At 64.3% G+C, this 18,526-nt stretch carries 18 protein-coding genes; 12 read left to right on the top strand and 6 right to left on the bottom strand.

Annotated features, from left to right (window positions below; translation table 11 throughout):
- Nucleotides 1–237 precede the first annotated feature (237 nt).
- The 5 genes from AC0L14_RS16870 (at nt 238) to AC0L14_RS16850 (ending at nt 5,931) form a co-directional block, all read left to right on the top strand.
- Nucleotides 238–1,164 carry a carbohydrate ABC transporter permease gene (locus tag AC0L14_RS16870; protein ID WP_473750166.1) on the top strand — a complete coding sequence of 309 codons (927 nt, stop codon included), beginning with the start codon at nt 238–240 and terminating at the stop codon, nt 1,162–1,164.
- Nucleotides 1,164–2,021 (top strand): carbohydrate ABC transporter permease, encoded by an 858-nt coding sequence (locus tag AC0L14_RS16865; protein WP_473750165.1) that lies wholly within the window; start codon nt 1,164–1,166, stop codon nt 2,019–2,021. Before AC0L14_RS16870 ends, AC0L14_RS16865 begins: the two co-directional genes overlap by 1 nt.
- Before the next feature lie 23 nt (nt 2,022–2,044).
- Nucleotides 2,045–4,036: a glycoside hydrolase family 127 protein gene (locus AC0L14_RS16860; RefSeq protein WP_473750164.1), complete on the top strand. Its 1,992-nt coding sequence runs from the start codon at nt 2,045–2,047 to the stop codon at nt 4,034–4,036.
- Between the two features lie 193 nt (nt 4,037–4,229).
- Complete coding sequence (locus AC0L14_RS16855) at nt 4,230–5,312, top strand: hypothetical protein (RefSeq protein ID WP_473750182.1); 1,083 nt, start codon at nt 4,230–4,232, stop codon at nt 5,310–5,312.
- Nucleotides 5,305–5,931: a hypothetical protein gene (locus tag AC0L14_RS16850; protein ID WP_473750163.1), complete on the top strand. Its 627-nt coding sequence runs from the start codon at nt 5,305–5,307 to the stop codon at nt 5,929–5,931. The genes AC0L14_RS16855 and AC0L14_RS16850 overlap by 8 nt, the downstream gene beginning before the upstream one ends.
- Here AC0L14_RS16850 and AC0L14_RS16845 read toward each other — a convergent pair.
- Genes AC0L14_RS16845 through AC0L14_RS16835 form a run of 3 tightly spaced genes read right to left on the bottom strand, consistent with a single transcriptional unit; the run spans nt 5,928 to nt 8,008 of the window.
- A complete protein-coding gene (locus AC0L14_RS16845) occupies nt 5,928–6,368 on the bottom strand; it encodes a GtrA family protein (RefSeq protein ID WP_473639267.1) in 441 nt (146 codons plus the stop codon). The two genes, AC0L14_RS16850 and AC0L14_RS16845, sit on opposite strands and share 4 nt — an antisense overlap.
- Nucleotides 6,361–7,053: a class I SAM-dependent methyltransferase gene (locus tag AC0L14_RS16840; RefSeq protein ID WP_473750162.1), complete on the bottom strand. Its 693-nt coding sequence runs from the start codon at nt 7,051–7,053 to the stop codon at nt 6,361–6,363. Before AC0L14_RS16840 ends, AC0L14_RS16845 begins: the two co-directional genes overlap by 8 nt.
- The gene (locus AC0L14_RS16835) at nt 7,028–8,008 is read right to left on the bottom strand and encodes a glycosyltransferase family 2 protein (RefSeq protein WP_473639265.1); all 981 of its coding nucleotides are present in this window, start codon (nt 8,006–8,008) and stop codon (nt 7,028–7,030) included. Before AC0L14_RS16835 ends, AC0L14_RS16840 begins: the two co-directional genes overlap by 26 nt.
- Nucleotides 8,009–8,449: 441 nt before the next feature.
- Between AC0L14_RS16835 and AC0L14_RS16830 the strand changes: the two genes are divergently transcribed.
- From AC0L14_RS16830 to lpxK, 6 genes are all read left to right on the top strand, one after another.
- Nucleotides 8,450–9,793: a TldD/PmbA family protein gene (locus AC0L14_RS16830; RefSeq protein ID WP_473639264.1), complete on the top strand. Its 1,344-nt coding sequence runs from the start codon at nt 8,450–8,452 to the stop codon at nt 9,791–9,793.
- A complete protein-coding gene (locus AC0L14_RS16825) occupies nt 9,780–10,586 on the top strand; it encodes a 3'(2'),5'-bisphosphate nucleotidase CysQ (RefSeq protein ID WP_473750161.1) in 807 nt (268 codons plus the stop codon). Before AC0L14_RS16830 ends, AC0L14_RS16825 begins: the two co-directional genes overlap by 14 nt.
- A 76-nt stretch (nt 10,587–10,662) precedes the next feature.
- Nucleotides 10,663–10,908: a DUF4170 domain-containing protein gene (locus tag AC0L14_RS16820; protein ID WP_029354097.1), complete on the top strand. Its 246-nt coding sequence runs from the start codon at nt 10,663–10,665 to the stop codon at nt 10,906–10,908.
- A 5-nt stretch (nt 10,909–10,913) separates the two neighbouring features.
- Complete coding sequence (locus tag AC0L14_RS16815) at nt 10,914–11,702, top strand: lysophospholipid acyltransferase family protein (protein ID WP_473750160.1); 789 nt, start codon at nt 10,914–10,916, stop codon at nt 11,700–11,702.
- Entirely contained in the window at nt 11,699–13,015 is a 1,317-nt protein-coding gene (gene waaA, locus AC0L14_RS16810; RefSeq protein ID WP_473528823.1) for a lipid IV(A) 3-deoxy-D-manno-octulosonic acid transferase, read from the top strand. The genes AC0L14_RS16815 and waaA overlap by 4 nt, the downstream gene beginning before the upstream one ends.
- Nucleotide 13,016: 1 nt before the next feature.
- Nucleotides 13,017–14,045 carry a tetraacyldisaccharide 4'-kinase gene (lpxK, locus tag AC0L14_RS16805; RefSeq protein ID WP_473750159.1) on the top strand — a complete coding sequence of 343 codons (1,029 nt, stop codon included), beginning with the start codon at nt 13,017–13,019 and terminating at the stop codon, nt 14,043–14,045.
- Nucleotides 14,046–14,135: 90 nt separating this feature from the next.
- Here lpxK and AC0L14_RS16800 read toward each other — a convergent pair whose 3' ends face one another.
- Nucleotides 14,136–14,369, bottom strand: a complete 234-nt coding sequence (locus AC0L14_RS16800) for a DUF2093 domain-containing protein (RefSeq protein ID WP_473750158.1) — start codon at nt 14,367–14,369, stop codon at nt 14,136–14,138.
- Nucleotides 14,370–14,512: 143 nt separating this feature from the next.
- A complete protein-coding gene (locus tag AC0L14_RS16795; protein WP_473750157.1) occupies nt 14,513–15,439 on the bottom strand; it encodes a LysR substrate-binding domain-containing protein in 927 nt (308 codons plus the stop codon).
- A gap of 90 nt (nt 15,440–15,529) precedes the next feature.
- Here AC0L14_RS16795 and AC0L14_RS16790 point away from each other — a divergent pair, with 90 nt between their 5' ends.
- Nucleotides 15,530–16,423, top strand: coding sequence for a DMT family transporter (locus AC0L14_RS16790; RefSeq protein WP_473750156.1), 894 nt, complete (start codon nt 15,530–15,532; stop codon nt 16,421–16,423).
- Between the two features lie 203 nt (nt 16,424–16,626).
- Here the strand turns inward: AC0L14_RS16790 and mutL are convergent, their stop codons facing one another.
- Nucleotides 16,627–18,516, bottom strand: coding sequence for a DNA mismatch repair endonuclease MutL (gene mutL / locus AC0L14_RS16785; RefSeq protein WP_473750155.1), 1,890 nt, complete (start codon nt 18,514–18,516; stop codon nt 16,627–16,629).
- Between the last annotated feature and the right edge of the window lie 10 nt (nt 18,517–18,526).

Raw genomic sequence — 18,526 nt, 5'->3', positions numbered from 1 at the left:
AGGGGGACGTCGCGCTAACAGCAAGGCTATCGCATTGAGAAAAGACCCCCTCATCCGGCCGCTTCGCGGCCACCTTCTCCCCGCTGGGGAGAAGAGGCTGGCGTCAACGCTGGCGACCTCCTCTCCACTCGGGGAGAGGTCGGATTGCCCCGAATTGCCCTTTGCAATTCGGTTGGCAATCCGGGTGAGGGGGTCTATTGCCGTTGCGGTTGCCCTGAACCCAGTGAGCGGCCAGGCATGACCTCGATCGCAGCAACCTCCACCCCAGCACGCGCCCGCAAACTGGTCGGCGCCGGCCGCCGGCAGTGGATCGGCCTGCTCTATGTCGCGCCGGCCGTCGCGCTTGTCGTCGTCTTCTTCATCATCCCGCTTTGCATGACGGCGTGGATGTCGCTGCACAACTGGCCGCTGATGGGCGCGCACTCCTTCATTGGCCTCGACAATTACTGGGCGATCCTGCGCGATACCAGGTTCTGGAACGCGCTGCGCTTCACCGGCTACTACACGGTGGTGGTGACAATCGTGATCTTCGCCGTCGCCTTTCCGCTGGCGCTGTTCATCGAAAGGCCGCGGCCGCTGACCGGCTTTTACCGGACGTCCTTCTTCATGCCGGCCGTCATCGGTTTCGCCTCGGCCAGCCTGCTCTGGTCGTGGCTTCTCAATGTCGATTCCGGCCTGTTCAGCCCGGCTGCCTTCGAGCTCGGGCTGACCGAGAAGAAGGTCAATCTGCTGGCCACCTTTCAGCCGGCGTTCTGGTCGATCATCGCCATGGTCGTCTGGAAGGTGGCGGGCTTCACCATGATCATCCTGATGACCGGCCTGCAATCGATCCCGCCGGATCTGCAGGAGGCGGCGATGATCGACGGGGCAGGGCCGCTGGCGCGGTTTCGCGCCATCACCCTGCCGCTGATGCGCCGCACGCTGGCGCTGGCGCTGATCCTGTCGGTTGCCGGCTCGGTGCTCGCCTTCGACCAGTTCTACATCATCCTGCGCGGCGGGCCGCGCAACCAGACGCTGACCGCGGTCTACTGGATTTTCAACCAGTCATTCGTGTCGTTCAAGCTCGGCTATGGCGCCGCCCTGTCGATGATCCTGCTGCTCATCCTGGTCGCGCTCAGCCTGATCCAGCTGCGCCTGCTGCGCCAACCGGAGGGCGTTGACTGATGGCGCAGGCAAGGAGCCGCAAACGCCGCATCGGCATGCAGATCGCCGAGCACTCGACGGGCATCATCGCCTCGTTGCTGTTCCTCGCGCCGATCGTCTGGACCGTGCTTTCGGCGTTCAAGCCGGCGCAGGAATCGCGCCAGCCGCCGCTGCCGCCCTGGCCGACGACGGGTTTTTCGGTCGAGAACTACGCCACGCTCAACACGTTCGGCGACGGCCTGTGGCTGCCGGCGCAAAACAGCATCTATGTCTCTGCCATGACGGTGGTGCTGTCGGTGATCGTCAGCGTGCTGGCCGGCTACGGTTTCTCGCGCTTCCGCTTTCCGCTGAAGAACCTGCTCTTCGTCCTGATCCTGTCGACGATCATGATCCCGTTCCAGTCGATCCTGACGCCGATCTTCCTGGTGCTGACCAAGATCGGCCTGCACAATACGCTGACCGGGCTGGTCTGCGTCTATGTCACGCTGCAGCTGCCGTTCTCGATCTTCATGATGCGCAACGCCTTCGACGCGGTGCCGCGCGAGATCGAGGAAGCCGCCCGCATGGACGGCGCCAACAATGTCACCATGCTCTTGAGGGTGATGCTGCCGCTGGTCTGGCCGGGCATCGTCACCATCGCGCTGTTCGCATTCCTCGGCGCCTGGAACGAGTTCCTGGCAGCGCTCGTGCTGATGACGGACCAGTCCAAATTCACGCTGCCGATCATGATGACGGCGCTTCAGTCAGGCCGCTTCGGCGCCATCGATTGGGGCGCGGTGCAGGCCGGCGTCACCGTGATGATGGTGCCATGCCTGGTGCTCTTCCTCTTGCTGCAGCGCTTCTACATCCGCGGCCTCATGGCAGGGGCCGTGAAGTGATCCCTATCGAACGGAGTAAATTCATGACCGCATCGCAATCGGCCCTTCAGGGCACCACGCCGGGCAGGCCAAAACTCGCCTTCCGTCCGCTTCCGGTGCCGCAGGTCGACGTGCGCGGCTTCTGGGGCGACCGTGTCGATGCCGTCGCCACCAGGACCGCCGGCATCCTCTATGACCGCTGCGTCGAGGCGCGCATGCTGGAGCAGATCGATCCGGACCGGCCGTCGCCCGGCGTCGTCATTCCGTTCCACTCACCCTCGCCGGACGAGGCCGCCACCGCCGGCAACGAGTTCACGGGATCGACGGTGACCACCCAGATGTTCTGGGACTCCGACTGGGGCAAGACGATCGAGACCGCGGCCTACTCGCTGTATCGCCGCCGCAATGACGAGCTGGAGAAGAAGGTCGACGCCGTCATCGATATGTATGGCAAGCTGCAGCAGCCCGACGGTTATCTATCGAGCTGGTACCAACGCATCCAGCCCGGCTTGCGCTGGACCAATCTGCGCGACTGCCACGAACTCTATTGCGCCGGCCATCTGATCGAAGGCGCGGTCGCCTACTACCAGGCCACGGGAAAACGCAAGCTGCTCGACATCATGTGCCGCTATGCCGATCATATCGCCGAGACGTTCGGTCCCGAGCCTGGCAAGAGGAAGGGCTATTGCGGCCATGAGGAGATCGAGCTGGCGCTGGTCAAGCTCGCGCGCGTCACCGGCGAGCGAAAGTATATGGACCTCGCAAAATACTTCATCGACCAGCGTGGCCTTGAGCCGCATTATTTCGACGAGGAGGCGCGGGCCCGCGGCGCCGACCCAAAGTCCTATCATTTCAAGACCTACGAATACAGCCAGTCGCACATGCCGGTGCGCGAACAGGACAACGTCGTCGGCCATGCGGTCAGGGCGATGTATCTCTATTCCGGCATGGCCGATATCGCGACCGAATATGGCGACGACACGCTGCGGGTGGCGCTCGACCGGCTGTGGGACGATCTCACCACCAAGAACCTCTACGTCACCGGCGGCCTTGGGCCATCCTCGCACAATGAGGGTTTTACCGCCGACTACGACCTGCCCAATGAAACCGCCTATGCCGAGACCTGCGCTTCGGTCGGACTGGTGTTCTGGGCGAGCCGCATGCTCGGCATGGGTCCGAATGCGCGCTACGCCGACATGATGGAGCGGGCGCTCTACAACGGCTCGATTTCGGGCCTGTCGCTGGACGGCTCGCTGTTCTTCTATGAAAATCCGCTGGAAAGCCGGGGGAAGCACAACCGCTGGAAATGGCATCGCTGCCCGTGCTGCCCGCCCAATGTCGGACGCATGGTCGCCTCGATCGGCAGCTATTTTTACAGCCTGTCCGACGACGCGCTGGCCGTCCATCTCTATGGAAACAGCACGGCTCGTTTCGATATCGGGGGGAAGCAAATAGAGCTGACCCAGACCAGCAACTATCCATGGGACGGGGCAGTCTCGATCGGCGTCGAACCCGAGGCGCCGACGACATTCACCTTGCACCTGCGCCTGCCGGCCTGGTGCCGCGAGGCGGCGCTCAAGGTGAACGGGGAGGCGGTCGATCTGGATGATGTCACCAGCGACGGCTATGCCGCGATCCGGCGCGAATGGCGCAAGGGCGACCAGGTCGAGCTCGACCTCGAAATGGCCGTCGACCGGCTCTATGCCAATCCGGAGGTGCGGCAGGACATCGGCCGCGTCGCGCTTGCCCGCGGCCCGTTGATCTATTGCGTCGAGGAGACCGACAATGCCGGCCAGCTGCACCGCATCGCCTTGCCACGCACGGCAAACATCGAGGCGCATAAGCAGCCGAACCTATTGGGCGGCGTCGTGACGCTTTCGGCTCTGGCCAGGAAAGAGGCGTTTGAGAGCTGGGACAACGGCCTCTACCGCACCGAACCGCCGGCGGTTGAGGAAGCAAAAGTCACCGCCGTTCCCTATTTCGCCTGGGACAACCGCGATCCCGGCGAGATGCTGGTCTGGCTGAGAGACTCGTGATCCGGGGACGAAGATGATGCCGCCGACGCAAGGGGTGTCTTGAATTTGCCCCGGCGGCGCTAATTTTAGAGGGGGAGAGTGGCGCCAGCCACTCGAATGGGTGGAGGCAGAGTTGGCGCTCGAAGATGTCGCGCGTCCGAGCGCTGGCGCTCGCGTCATGGTCCTGACCGTCGCAGCGTTGCCGTTGCTGTTCGTGCTCAGCGGTCTGGCCATTCGCTATGCGGCATTTGCTTCGGTGTCGGAGGAACCAGGTTTCGCGGCCTATGCCCGCGCGCTTTGTCGGTGGGATTGCGCCTGGTATATCGGCATCAGCGAACAGGGTTACGAGCGCTTTCCCATTCCAGACCACAGCAATGTCGGTCGCTGGGGCTTCTTCCCGCTCTATCCGATGCTGGTGGCGGCGATCCGGTCTGTTTTCCCTTTCCCTACGATACTGGTCGCCACCATCACTTCCATTGTCTGCAGCTACGCCGCCTGTCTGGTCGCATGGCCGCTGCTGGAGAAAAACATGCGGGCCTATGTGCTGTATTGCGCATTTCTGCTCAGTGGCCCGTTCTCCTTTCACTTCACGACCTTCCTGAGCGAACCGCTTTTCGTGCTCTTGACCTCGTGCGTTTTTCTGGCGCTCAAGCGCTCCAGCTATCTCGCCGCGGGTGTTTCATCCGCACTCCTGTCGGCGACCAGGCTCGTCGGTGTCTTCGTCGTATTTGCGACTATCATCCAGATGTTCAGGGAGCACCGCCAGCAGGGCGGATCGGCACTGTCTTTCCCACGCTGGCTACTTGGCCGACCAGATCTGCTGGTCGCTATCTTTATCTCGCCCGCTGGTTTGTTCGCTTACATCCTGTTCCTGTACCTCACCGTCGGAGACGGCTTTGCGTTCTTGCACATCCAGCGCGCGTTCGGACGGGTGGCGGGCAATCCGCTGGTCTTTCTATGGGACGGGCTCTCAGCGGTTCCGACCACCGGATGGCTGCCCACGGCGCCGCAATGGAGCGCGCTCGCCGCGATCACCGGATTGGCGCTGTCGGCCGTTCTGGCGGCTCGAAGGCAATATGGCGCGGCACTCTTCTGCACGCTCGGTATTATCCTGCCGCTGATTACCAACCTGGCCTCGATGGTCAGATATGTCGTTGGGCTTGCGCCTCTGACAATGATGCTCGTCGTCCTGTTGTCGGCGTCGAAGCTCATTTGGCTCGCGGCTTTGGTTCTCTTCCTGGGCGCCTGCTATTTCATGACTGTGGCGTGGATCGGAGGCTACCTTGCCCTTGTCTGACATTTGGGAGCCTTTCAGACGCGCCGCCTCGATCGGCGGCTACGCACTTGTGGCAGTTCTGGCCGGGTCCGAGACCGTCATCCTTGCGTTTGCTCTCAATCCAAACGTCAATGCCGATTATCGCGCCTATTACATCGATCGGACGACCACCTGTCTCAATCGCGATGCCGTCGGCAGCTACACACTTGGCCAGACGATATCGTTCCGGAACGACGGCGCCAAACTGGCAGCCAGCATAAAGGTCTGCGGCTGGTCGGGACCCGTTGCCGACGGCACCCATTCCGTGGGCGAGACCTCCCGGCTTCGCGTGAAGATACCGCCGCTGCGCAACGGGCTGATGGCCACGCTGCAAATGGCCGCCGTCATTCGTCCACCGCAGATCACGCAAAGGGTGGTGATCTCGGTGAACGGGTTTCGGGTGCATGCGGAGACGCTGTCTGGCAAAGAACCACGAACGGTCTCGTTCGTCGTTCCACCGCCGGCTCTTGGCAAGGCCGATACACTCGAAATCGCCTTCGACTATCTCGACGGCATTCCGCCAACGCCGGCCGCCAGCAACATCTACAAGCGATCCATCAAGCTGGTGTCGTTCCGGCTCGATGCGATTGACACGGATTAGGTGGAGCGGTCGCCGTGCCGGTCGGGTCTTCGCTGCGCAAAAACCCATCGGTCGAGCATGAGAAGATTGACCGCCGGAATAAGCAGGCATGTAACCAGAATGGCAATGATGGGCGGCAGCCCGAGTTTCGCCGTCAAAAGCGCCGGCGCCGCGTAAGCCACGGCGAAGCCTGTCGCCGTCAGCAGCAGAAAACGCGCAGCTTCCGATCGGTGCGATCCGCTCGACATGAAGGTTACTGATTTGTGGGCGAAATACGAAAACACGGCAGCAATGGCGTAAGCCGCAAGCGACGCCTGGACAGGCGAGAAGCCGATCCATTTCGATTCGACCAACGCGATAGCCAGGACGGCATACAGGATCGTCGCGGCGATGCCGACCAAGCCGAAGCGCGCCAGCAGCTTCAGCCCGGCGCCGGCAGTCGAACGGTCCTCAGACATGCGCGCTGCACGCAAACTGGGCTCCGAGCGGTAGGGGCGCGAGCAGGCGCTCGAGTCTTCTGACGAAGGGCCTGGCCGACGGCAGCAGCAGGAAGTGCTCGGATCGGATATCCCTGAATCCCGTCTCCTGAAAGAGGGACCTTGCCTTGGCAGCGTTGAGCAGGACCGCATCCTGATCGAACGGACACCGCAACACCGCAAGACGCGTCAGCGGATTATAGGGATTGTGCTCGATGATGCAGGCGACGCCGCCCGGCCGCACGACGCGCCGCATTTCCCGGAAGAAATCGAGCCAGGAAACGGGCGGAACGTGATGGACGACGCAACTGGCGAAAGCCAGATCGAACGCCCCGTCCTCATAAGGCAGGCTCGGCGTGGTGCAGGCCCTGTAGCTCACACGCGGATTGTCCTGGCCGGCGCGCAGGATCGATTCTTCCGAGACGTCGCAGCCATCCAGGCTCTCGAAGACGCCTTCGAGATAAGGGTGGAGCGATCCGACGCCGCAGCCGATATCCACCGCCCGCACACCGGCACCATCCTGCCGAAGCCTTCGCTCGACGACAAGACGCTGCAGCAGGTCGGCTTTGGCGATAAGAAAGAAGTCGTGCCTGAGGCCGGAAAACCGGATGGATCCTGCGACCGCCTCGCCATAATTTGATTTATAGCTGTCGAAGAGTTCGGCCATCAGCCGAGGCTCCGTTCCTGGGTTTTCGAAACGATCGACGGCTCTCACCCGGGGTGGCGGAACGCACTGCCGTGTCGAAGCCGGCGACCCTGTCGATCACGTAAAGCGGACGGCGTTTGACCTCGGCGTGGATACCGCCGACATAGAGCCCGACCACGCCGGTCATGAAAAGATTGATGCCGCAAAGGAGCGACACGATCACCACGGTGGATGTCCAGCCGGCAATGATGCCGGTTTCAAAAATCCAGGCGAAGATAGCGTAAGCACCGAACACCACCGCAAGCGCGGAGATGGCCAATCCGCCCCACAACGCGATGCGCAGCGGCTTCTCGGAGAAGCTGACGATGCCGTGAACGGCAAGGTGCATCATCTTCCAGAATGGGTATTTGGTCTGGCCAAGGGTCCGCGCGGGACGTTCGAAAGGCACCGCCGTCTGCTTGAAGCCCATCCAGGCGAACATGCCCCTGACGAAGCGGTCCTGTTCGGGCATTTGCTTGAAGGTTTCCAGTGCCTTGCGGCCGACCAGGCGGAAATCGCCGACGTCGCGCGGGATGTCGACCGACGTCATTTTCTCCAGCAGACGGTAGAAGAGGCTCGCCGTAAAGCGCTTGAACCAGGATTCGCCCTCACGCTTGACGCGGCGGGCATAGACGATCTCGAAGCCTTCCTTCCACTTCGCCACCAGATCGAGAACCACCTCCGGCGGGTCTTGCAGGTCGGCATCCATGACGATGACGGCATCACCAGCAGCAGCGTCCATGCCGGCCGTGATCGCGACCTGGTGGCCGAAATTGCGGGAAAGCTCGATCAGCCGGAAGCGCTGCTCGACGCCGACCACTTTTCGAAGGTATTCGACGCTTCCATCGAGGCTTCCGTCATCGACGAAGATCGCCTCAGCCTCTCCATCCAACCGGCAGATCAGGGAACTGATCCGCTCGATCAGTCGAGGCAGCACCTGTTCTTCATTGTATATTGGAAGGACCAGCGAATACCGCGGCGGCGACTCGTTCACCGCAGTCCTAATGCCTTGGATCACAGAGTCTCGCATGCCGTTGAAAATGGAACGCAAGCTACAAAGTTCCAAGGATACACAAGAAATCGCTAAATTTAGCGGTTTCGGGCAGGTGACGTTCATGAGTGGAACGGACATAGGCGGCGTTACCGCAATCGAACGTCCGCATGTGATCGAGACACGGCATCAAAGAGGTTGTCGACCAGTCCAAACCTGGCGCGAAGCAGCCTTTGACGCACCGTTTCGATCATGCCGCCTAACGCCGATCTCTGCTGGCCGATTTATCCTGCTTGCGACTTCTGCCATTGCACAAGCCACATCGGAGCAATAGATGGTGCGGAACGGCCGCCCTTTTATGTCAGGCGGAAAAACAGGAACATGCGCATGACCGATACGCTCGACTCAGCGAAATTGACCGACCGCGTCGCGGCCCTGGTCGAGGCGGCCAAGCGGGCCGGCGCCGACGCCGCCGACGCGGTTGCCGTGCGCGGCCGCTCGACCGGCGTGTCGGTGCGGCTTGGCAAGGTCGAGGGCACCGAGGCGTCCGAGAGCGAGGATGTCTCGCTGCGCGTCTTCGTCGGCAAGCGGGTGGCGAGCGTCTCGGCAACCGCTGCCTCCGACCCCAAAGCGCTAGCCGAGCGCGCCGTGGCGATGGCGAAAGTCTCGCCGGAAGATCCCTATCAGGGCCTCGCCGATCCGGCCTTGCTGGTCAAGAAGCCGCGCGACCTCGATCTGTTCGACGCGACGGAAGTCTCGGCCGACCAGTTGAAGGAAGCGGCGCTGGCGGCGGAAGCGGCGGCTCTTGCCGTCAAGGGCGTTACCAATTCGGCCGGCAGCGGCGCCAGCGCCGGGCTTGGCGGGCTGGTGCTCGCCACCTCGCACGGCTTTGTCGGCCACTATGTCGCGTCGCGCTTTTCGCGCTCGACCAGCGTCATCGCCGGCGAGGGCACCGGCATGGAGCGCGATTATGAATTCTCCTCGCGCCAGCATTTCTCCGACCTGGACGCACCGGAGGACATCGGCCGCAAGGCCGGCGAACGCGCCGCGCGGCGCATCGGCGCGCGCAAGGCGACGACCGGGCCGGTCGATGTGGTGTTAGACCCGCGCGTCGCCCGCGGCATCGCCGGCCATCTTGCCGGCGCCATCAATGGCGCGTCGGTCGCGCGCAAGACCAGCTTTCTGCGCGACATGATGGGCAAGCAGGTAGCGGCGGTCGCGATCACCGTCACCGACGAGCCGCTCCGGCTCCGTGGCCAGGCGTCGCGCCCGTTCGACGGTGAAGGCATCGAGGGCGAAAAGCTGCTCATGGTTGAGAAGGGCGTTTTGAACCACTGGTTCCTATCGACCTCGGCCGCGCGGGAATTGGGGCTGACCACCAACGGGCGCGGCTCGCGTAACGGCTCCTCCGTCTCGCCGTCATCGACCAACCTCGCCATCGAGCCGGGCGAGGGGACGCCCGAAGACCTCATCAAGTCGCTCAAATCAGGTTTTTACGTCACCGAAGTGTTCGGCCAGGGCGTCGACATGGTGACCGGCGAGTACAGTCGCGGCGCTTCCGGTTTTTGGATCGAGAATGGCGAGCTCGCCTATCCGGTTGCTGAAGTGACCATCGCCTCGAACCTGAAGACCATGTTCCTCAACATGGTTGCGGCGAGCGACCTCGATCGCAATTTCGGCACCGCTGCACCAACGCTTCTGATCGAAGGCATGACCCTTGCCGGAGCTTGACCAGGTCACTTCCGCCGGGGCTCGCGAGGATCTGCCGCTGCTGCGCGAAGCTGCCCGCGAGGCGGGCGCCATCGCCATGCGCTATTTCGGCAACAATCCGCAAGTGTGGATGAAGGGCGGCACCTCGCCGGTGAGTGAGGCCGATCACGCCGCCGACGCCTATCTGCGCGAAATCTTGCTTGCAGCGCGGCCGGACTATGGCTGGCTGTCGGAGGAGACGGCCGACGATCCGGCAAGGCTTGCCGCCCGCCGCACCTTCGTCGTCGATCCGATAGACGGCACGCGCGGCTTCCTCGAGGGCCTGCGCTCCTGGTGCGTCAGCGTCGCGGTGGTCGAGGACGGCCGCACGCTTGCCGGCGTGCTCGAATGTCCGGCCACGGAGGAGACCTATTGGGCGCTGCCCGGTGAGGGGGCGTTCCTGAACGGCCGTCGCATTGCCGTGCGCCGCCCGGCGGCGATGGTCGAAATTGGCGGGCCGAAGCCATTGATTGGGCTGATGCCGGCGGAATGGCGGGGCCGGCTGAGCCGCGTGCCCTATATTCCCTCGCTCGCCTACCGGCTGGCGATGGTCGCCAATGGCAGGCTCGACGCGACCTTTGTCAAACCCAATGCACATGACTGGGACATCGCCGCGGCGGATCTCATCCTGCGCGAGGCCGGCGGCGCATTGCTCGACCAGAAGGGCCGCGCACCGCGCTATGCCGGTGAAGTGATCCACCACGGCGCGCTGGCCGCCGGCAGCGGCGAACTGCTCGCCGTGCTCTCCGGCATCATCGCAGGGCTGGGCGGTTGAACATATCATCAATGGTTCCAAAGTCGGCGGCTTTGGTCTAGACCTGTCACAAACTCACGATATGTGAAGGACCGACATGACCGCGGAAGACGGAAAGAAGCAGCTTTTGCACCTGGTGTTCGGCGGCGAACTGAAGACGCTGGGCGGAACCGAATTCCGTGATCTCGACGCGCTCGATATCGTCGGCATCTATCCGGATTATCAATCCGCGCAAACGGCGTGGAAAGCCAAGGCCCAAGCCAGCGTCGACAATGCCCACATGCGTTATTTCGTCGTTCACCTGCACCGGTTGCTCGACCCCGACAACAAGGCTGCCGGTTGACATTGATGGATCATGAAGGCGTGAAAGGGCCGACCACGAGGTCCGCGGTCAGCGGGCGCCGCGGTGGCACCTCGAAGACATTCTGGCGCAAAATACGCGAACCGCTGGCGCAATCGCGATTCGTCAAGAACGCCATCGCCAGCCTGTTTGCGCAGTTCGTTCGCCTCGTCCGCCTGACCAACCGTGTTGTCGACGGATCGGCGCAGATGTCGGGCGGCGCCTACTCGGAGTTCGAACCCGGCATCATAGCCCTGTGGCACGGCCAGCACCTTCTGACTCCGGCCTACTATCCCAGGGGACGGCCGCTGGTCGCCATGGTATCGCGTAGTGCCGATGCCGAGCTCAACGCACTGATGATCGAGAAATTCGGCATCGAGGCGGTGCGCGGCTCGGGCGGACGCGAAAGCTCGAAGCGTCGCGACAAGGGCGGCGCCAAAGCGCTGATTGCCCTGAAAAAGTCACTCGCCACCGGCAAGAACGTCGCCATGATCGCTGACATTCCGCATGGCACGCCGCGCGACGCGGGACTTGGCATCGTTCTCCTGGCGCGGCTTTCGGGCCGGCCGATCCTGCCCGCCGCCATCGCCACCAGCCGCCGCAAGGTGCTGGAGCGCAGCTGGGACAAGACCACGATCAACCTGCCGTTCGGCCGCGCCTCGATCGTCCTGGGGACGCCGGTGTTCGTTCCGGCCAATGCCGATGAGGCCGAAATGGAACGCAAGCGCCAGGAGGTCACGGCCGCGCTCAACGCCGCGACCGCCGAGGCCTACCGCCTCGTGGATGGCTCGAAATGAGCGAGCGCTGGGCGCGCACCTTCCTGACGGCGTATCGTTTCGCAGGCGCAGCCGCCTACCCGCTGATCGGGCCCTATGTCGCCTGGCGCACCTCCAGGGGCAAGGAAGACCGAATTCGCCGGCGCGAGCGCTATGGCATCGCCGGGCGCGAGCGCCCCGACGGGCCGGTGATCTGGATCCATGCGGCGAGCGTCGGCGAGACGATCGCCGTCGTGCCGCTGGTCGAGAGCATTCTCGACTACGGCGTCAACATCGTGCTGACGACGGGGACTGTCACCTCCGCTCAGGTTGCCGACGAACGGCTCGGCGACCGCATCATCCACCAATATGTGCCGCTCGACCTCAAGCCGGCGGTCAGCCGCTTCCTCGACCATTGGCGGCCGGACCTGGCGATCATCGCCGAATCGGAAATCTGGCCGATGACCATCCTGGAGCTCGGCGCGCGCCGTGTGCCGCAGGTGCTGGTCAATGGCAGGCTATCCGACCGTTCGTTCAAATCCTGGAAGAAGCGCGCCAACATCGCCGAGGCGCTGTTCGAGAATCTCGCTCATGTCGTCGCCCAGTCGGATGTCGACGGCGAGCGCTTCCTCTCGCTCGGCGCCCGGCCGGTCACCGTATCCGGCAATCTCAAGGTCGACACCATGCCGCCGCCGGCCGATGAAAGGGCGCTGTACACGCTGAAGCGCCAGCTCGGCGCCCGCCCGACTTGGGCGGCGATCTCGACCCATGACGGCGAGGAGGTGGTCGCTGCCGAGGTTCACGCGATGCTGCACAAGCGTCACCACGGTCTTTTGACGATCGTCGTGCCGCGCCATCCCGATCGCGCCGAAGCGCTGGCCGCGCAGATTTCCGGCATGGGCCTGAAAGTCGCGCGGCGCAGCAAGGGCGACCGGATCACCGTCGATACGGACATTCTGCTCGGCGACACGATGGGCGAGATGGGGCTTTATCTCCGGCTGACAGAGATCGCCTTCGTTGGCCGTTCGCTCACCTCGGAGGGCGGCCAGAACCCGCTGGAGCCGGCCATGCTCGACACGGCGGTGCTGGCCGGCCGCAATGTCCAGAATTTTCGTGAGACCTATCAGCGCCTGCTCGACAGCGGCGGCGCCAAGCTGGTGCGCGACCGCGACATGCTGGCCGGCGCCGTCAATTTCCTGTTGAGCAACGAGGTGGCCCGCCATGAGATGATGGCGGCCGGCGCGGCGACCGTCGACGAGATGCGCGGCGCGCTGGCGGTCACCTTGAAGTCGCTCGAACCTTACATTCAGCCGTTGGTCGTCAAGTCGCGCCTCAAGGGCGCCAACGGCCGCTAAGATGGCCAGCGAAGCGCCCCCCTTCTGGTGGGAAGAACCGGACTGGCGGGCGCTGGCGCTGGCGCCGCTGTCGGCGATCTATGCGCTCGTTGCCGGCCGCCGCATGCGCTCGGCGGCGCGCGAGAAGATCGAGGCGCCGGTGCTGTGCGTCGGCAACTTCACCGTCGGCGGCACCGGCAAGACGCCGGTGGCGATCGCGCTGGCCGGACAGGCCAGGCGCATGCAGCTCAACCCCGGTTTCCTGTCGCGCGGCCATGGCGGCTCCTTCGCGCAGCCGCATGTCGTCGATCCGCATCATGACGCCGCCAAGCATGTCGGCGACGAGCCGCTGCTTTTGGCCGAACACGCGCCGGTCGCGGTGACGCCGAACCGAGCCGCCGGCGCGCGCCTTCTGCTGGAAAAGCATGGCTGTGATTTCCTGATCATGGATGACGGCTTTCAGAGCGCACGCATCCACATCGATTACGCGCTGGTCGTCGTCGATGCGCGCTACGGCCTCGGCAACGGCCGCGTCATTCCTGGCGGTCCGCTCAGGGCTGGCATCGTCGACCAACTGGTTTTCACCAGCGCGCTGCTGAAGATGGGCGAGGGCCTTGCTGCCGATGCGGTCGTCCGCCAGGCGGCGCGTGCCGGCCGGCCGATCTTCGAGGCGCGTACACGGCCAAGCAGCAAGGCGGGGCTGGCCGGCAAGCGATTTCTCGCCTTTGCCGGCATCGGCCATCCCGAGAAATTCTTCGACACGGTCCGTGAGGCCGGCGGCGAGGTTGCGCTGACCCGGTCGTTTCCGGACCATCATTTTTATGGCGAGGACGAGCTTGCCGAACTGGCAACGACAGCGCGAGGTGCCGGACTTGGGCTGATCACCACCGCCAAGGACGCCGCCCGGCTGCGCCATGATGCCGTGCCCGCCGATTTCCTCGGACAGCTCGATGTGCTGGAGATCGACACCGTGTTCGATCCCGCCCACGTGCCCGAACGCATCATCGACGAGACGCTGGATGCCTGGCGGCAGCGCAAGCTGCAGGGCTGAAAGGCCTTCGGCGTCGCGACGGCAGAACCTTTTGCGGAATGCTGGCGGGACAGGATCGCTACAGATCGGGTCTCATTCTGCGCAACCGGTTTAGCGCCGGCTGCGCATTTCGGGATGTGCCTCGATCTCGCGGCGCAGCGAGGCCGCGGCACTCACATAGGGCTCCTGCCTGGCGACGCTCCAGTATTTGAGGTCATCGAGCGGGATGCTTTCGCCGGTGACCGCGCAGCGCACGAAGGCGCCGGGGCTGGTCACCTGAAAGTCGCCGTCCAGGTAGCGGATACGGGCTTCCTTGCCGCCGGGGCCTTCGAAGCGGTTCATCATGACATGGAGCCAAGGTTCATGACGATGTCATCGCCACAAAATGCCGGCAAGGTCAAGCTTGGAGCGAGACAAGATTGGCTTTGGTCGGCTCTGTTTCAGACGACAACCAGCCGAGCAAGCCGGCAAAGCGGATGTCCGGCATCCTACTGCTCGGCTACGATGAACTCCTCGATCTTTTCCGCCGCCAGCCCGGCCTGGGCCGCGATGCGCCGGGCAAGCTCGGCGGCGGCAGCGCGCGGTCGCCCTGTAGGGCGGTCGAGCCAGTAGGATATCGGGCTGAGAACGATGCGGTCGTCCACAGCGACGATGCGGCCTGACTTCAGTTGATGCTCGATCATCGGCGGCCGCGCCAGCGCGATGCCGAGACCATGGGCTGCGGCGTCGAGCACCAGATTGTAGTCCTCGAAGCGGCGGTCCTGCGGACGCGGGCGATAGTCCATGTCCTGGGCGGCAAACCAGGCGCGCCAGGCCGAGGCGTCGGAATCGTTGATCAGCGGGAATTTGAGCAGCCGGGCAGGGTCGCCACGGCCGATCTCGCGGGCGAGGTCCGGCGAGGCGACCGGAAACACATGTTCTTCGAAAAGCTGCACCGAGACGCGGCCGGGAATGCGGCCGCGTCCGCAGCGGATCGACAGATCGATGCCGTCATCGGCAAGGTCAGCCTGACGGATGTCGACATCGAGTACGATGCGCAGCCTGGACGGATTGTTTTCCAGCGCCGCCATGCGCGGCATCAGCCACAGCCCGCTGACCGAAGGGATCGAGGTCAGCCGCACCACGGCGGTGCCGCGCGGTTCGACCCAGCGGTCCGAATTGCTGGATATCAGCGCGAAGGCCTCAGTGGTGCGCAGATGCAGGCGGTTGCCTTCGATCGTTAGCGACACCCCACGCGAGCCGCGATCGAACACTTTCAGCCCGAGCCAGTCCTCGAGCTTGGCGATCTGCCGGCTGACGGCGCCATGGGTGATGTTGAGTTTTTCGGCAGCCGCCGAAAAGCTGCCCGTCCGCGCTGCGGCGTCGAAGGCGCGCAGGGTTTCGAGCGGCAGTATTGCGTCCGAGCTGTGATCCATAGTCACAGCTGACCCTCGATTTGGTCGTTTGTCAACCGATCAGGAAAGGCGTTTCGTGTGTTTGAGGACATGAAACGTGGGAATAATGAAATGAACGCCTGTACCGGCACGTTGAATACGACACAGCGGATAGATACCACGGCGGCCATTGCGGTGGCGTTGACAGTGGTCGGCTGGGCCTCCGCCTTTCCGGCGATCCGTGCCGGCCTCGTCGCTTTCGGGCCGCTGGAACTCGGCGCGCTGCGCTTCGCCATCGCGGCGGTACCGGCGGCGATCTTCCTCGCCGTCAAGCGGCCGGCGCTGCCCCGGCTCGATGAATTGTCGCGCTTCGGGTTCGGCGGCGCCGTCTTCGTTGCGCTGTACACGGTAATGCTCAATTTCGGCGAACTGACCGTTTCGGCTGGTGCTGCCGGCTTCATCATCAACGTCAGCCCGATCTTCACCGCGATCATGGCGATGGCGCTGCTCGGCGAACGCTTCTCAGGCCTGGCCTGGGCTGGAACGTTCCTGTCCTTCGCCGGCATCGGCATCATCGCCATGGGCGAAGGGCAGGGGCTTCACTTCGACAATGGTGCGCTGCTGGTCCTCGGCTCGGCGCTGTGCTCGGCCGTCAACACCATCGTGCAAAAGCCGTTGTTTGCCAGCCATCATCCGCTGACCATTTCGGCCTCGAACATGGTGCTCGGCGCGCTCTGCCTGTTGCCTTTCCTGCCGAGCGGCCTGGCGCAGGCGGCGGTTGCCGACAACGCCGGTCTCGGCGCCGTCATCTTTCTCGGCATCGTGCCGAGCCTCATCGCCTACGCCGCCTGGGCGACGGCGCTTTCGCGGCTGCCGGCGGCGCGCGCCTCGAACTTCCTCTATCTGGTTTCGCCGGTGGCGACGCTGATCGGCTTCTTCTGGCTGGGCGAGGTGCCGACGCTGCTCGGCATTCTCGGTGGCGCACTGGCGCTGGGCGGCGTGATTGTGGTGAATTTGAAGAGGTAAATCAGAGGGTGGGCCGTCTCTTGACTCGAAAAGAGCCGCTATACAGCGGCTCTTTTCGGACCCCCACCCCGCTGCTCCGCAGCGACCCTCCCCACAAGGGGGAGGGTAAGCTCCTCGCGAGACGTCCGCGGCCAAGCTCCCTACCTCCCCCTTGTGGGGAGGTCGGACCGAAGGTCCGGGTGGGGTCTACGCCCTGCGCCTGCTTACCGCCTGCCAAACAGCCGCTCGATATCAGCAAGCTTGAGCTCGATATAGGTCGGGCGGCCGTGGTTGCAGGTGCCGGACCCCGGCGTCGCTTCCATCTGGCGCAGCAGTGCGTTCATCTCCTCTGCCTTGAGCAGGCGGCCGGAACGCACCGAGCCGTGGCAGGCCATGGTCGCGGCTATCCTGTCCAGCCGCTCTTTCAGCGTGTCGACCGTGTCGTTGTCGGCGATCTCGTCGGCAAGGTCGCGCACCAACTGCTGGACATTGGTTTCGCCGAGCATCGACGGCGTCTCGCGCACGGCGACAGCACCCGGGCCGAAACGCTCTATGCCGAGGCCGAAGCGGGCCAGCGTTTCGGAATGCAAGGCAAGCCGCTCGGCATCCTCTTCCGGCAGATCGACGATCTCGGGCAAAAGCAGCATCTGCGACGGCACGGCGCGCGCATGCAGCGCGTTCTTCAGCGCCTCGTAGACCAGCCGCTCATGCGCCGCATGCTGGTCGACGATGACCAGCGAATCCCTGGTCTGCGCGACAATGTAGTTCTCATGCACCTGCGCGCGTGCGGCACCCAGCGCCATGCCGAGCAGCGCATCCGCCGCCTCAGTCTGTCCGGCACGCGCGTCGGCGCTGTGAAGCGGTCCGGCGTCGAACGCCACCTGATCGTTTTCGCCGAAGCCGCCGTTTCCTGGTTCCGTGTCTTCAAATCCCCCGCCTTCCAAGCCCATGTCCAGCGGCCGCTGCGGCGAGCGGGCCGGATCGAAACCGGCGAAGCCGGAGGCACGGTAGGCGGCCTCATAGCTGCGATGGCCGTTGGCTGGACCGGCATGCGCATAGGACGCTGCGCCCGGCCGGAACGCCGCCATCATGCCGGCCGCCCCTGATGTGGCGGCACGGATGCCGGCATTGGCCAGCGCCTCGCGGATGGCGCCGACGATCAGTCCGCGCACCAGCCCCGGATCGCGGAAGCGGACATCGGCCTTGGCCGGATGGACATTGACGTCGACGATGGCCGGATCGAGCGTCAGGAACAGCACCGTCACCGCATGGCGATCGCGCGGCAGCACGTCGGCGAAGGCGCCGCGGATGGCGCCGGCGATCAATTTGTCGCGCACCGGCCGGCCGTTGACATAGGCGTATTGCTGCAGCGCATTGGCGCGGCTGAAGGACGGGATCGAGACGTGGCCGGCGAGATGCACACCGTCACGCACGGCGTCGATAGCGATGGCATTGGCCGGAAAGTCGGCGCCCATCACTTGCGCAACGCGGCGCAGCCGGCCTTCCGCACTGTCGTCGGTCGCCGGCAGTTCCAGCGTCGAGCGGTCGGAACCGGCCAGCGTGAAGCGCACGGCGGGGAAGGCGATGGCGATGCGCTTGATCACGTCGCTGGTCGCCGAGCTTTCGGCGCGCTCGCCCTTCATGAATTTGAGCCGCGCCGGCGTGGCGAAGAACAGGTCGCGCACCTCGACCGTTGTGCCGCGATTGGCGGCCGCCGGCTTGACGGCAGATACGCGGCCGCCTTCGATGCCGATCTCGGCGGCGCTGTCGCCGTTGGCCGTGCGCGAGCGGATCGACAGCCGCGCCACCGAGCCGATCGACGGCAGCGCCTCGCCGCGAAAGCCGAGCGAGCGGATGTCGTGGATGTTGTCGGCGAGCTTCGAGGTGCAGTGGCGCGCGATCGCCAGCGCCAGTTCCTTCTCCGGGATGCCCGAGCCGTCATCGGTGACGCGGATCAGGTTGAGCCCGCCGCCGGCGGTGACGATCTCTATTCTGGCAGCGCCGGCGTCGAGTGCGTTCTCGACCAGTTCCTTGACCACGCTTGCCGGACGCTCGATGACTTCGCCGGCGGCGATCTGGTTGATCATCGTTTCGGAAAGCTGGCGGATGGGCATGGGGGTACTA

The sequence above is a fragment of the Mesorhizobium sp. WSM4841 genome, assembly GCF_055811515.1.
The sequence above is the reverse complement of the archived record's forward strand: the minus strand, read 5'-3'. Positions and strand labels throughout refer to the sequence as shown.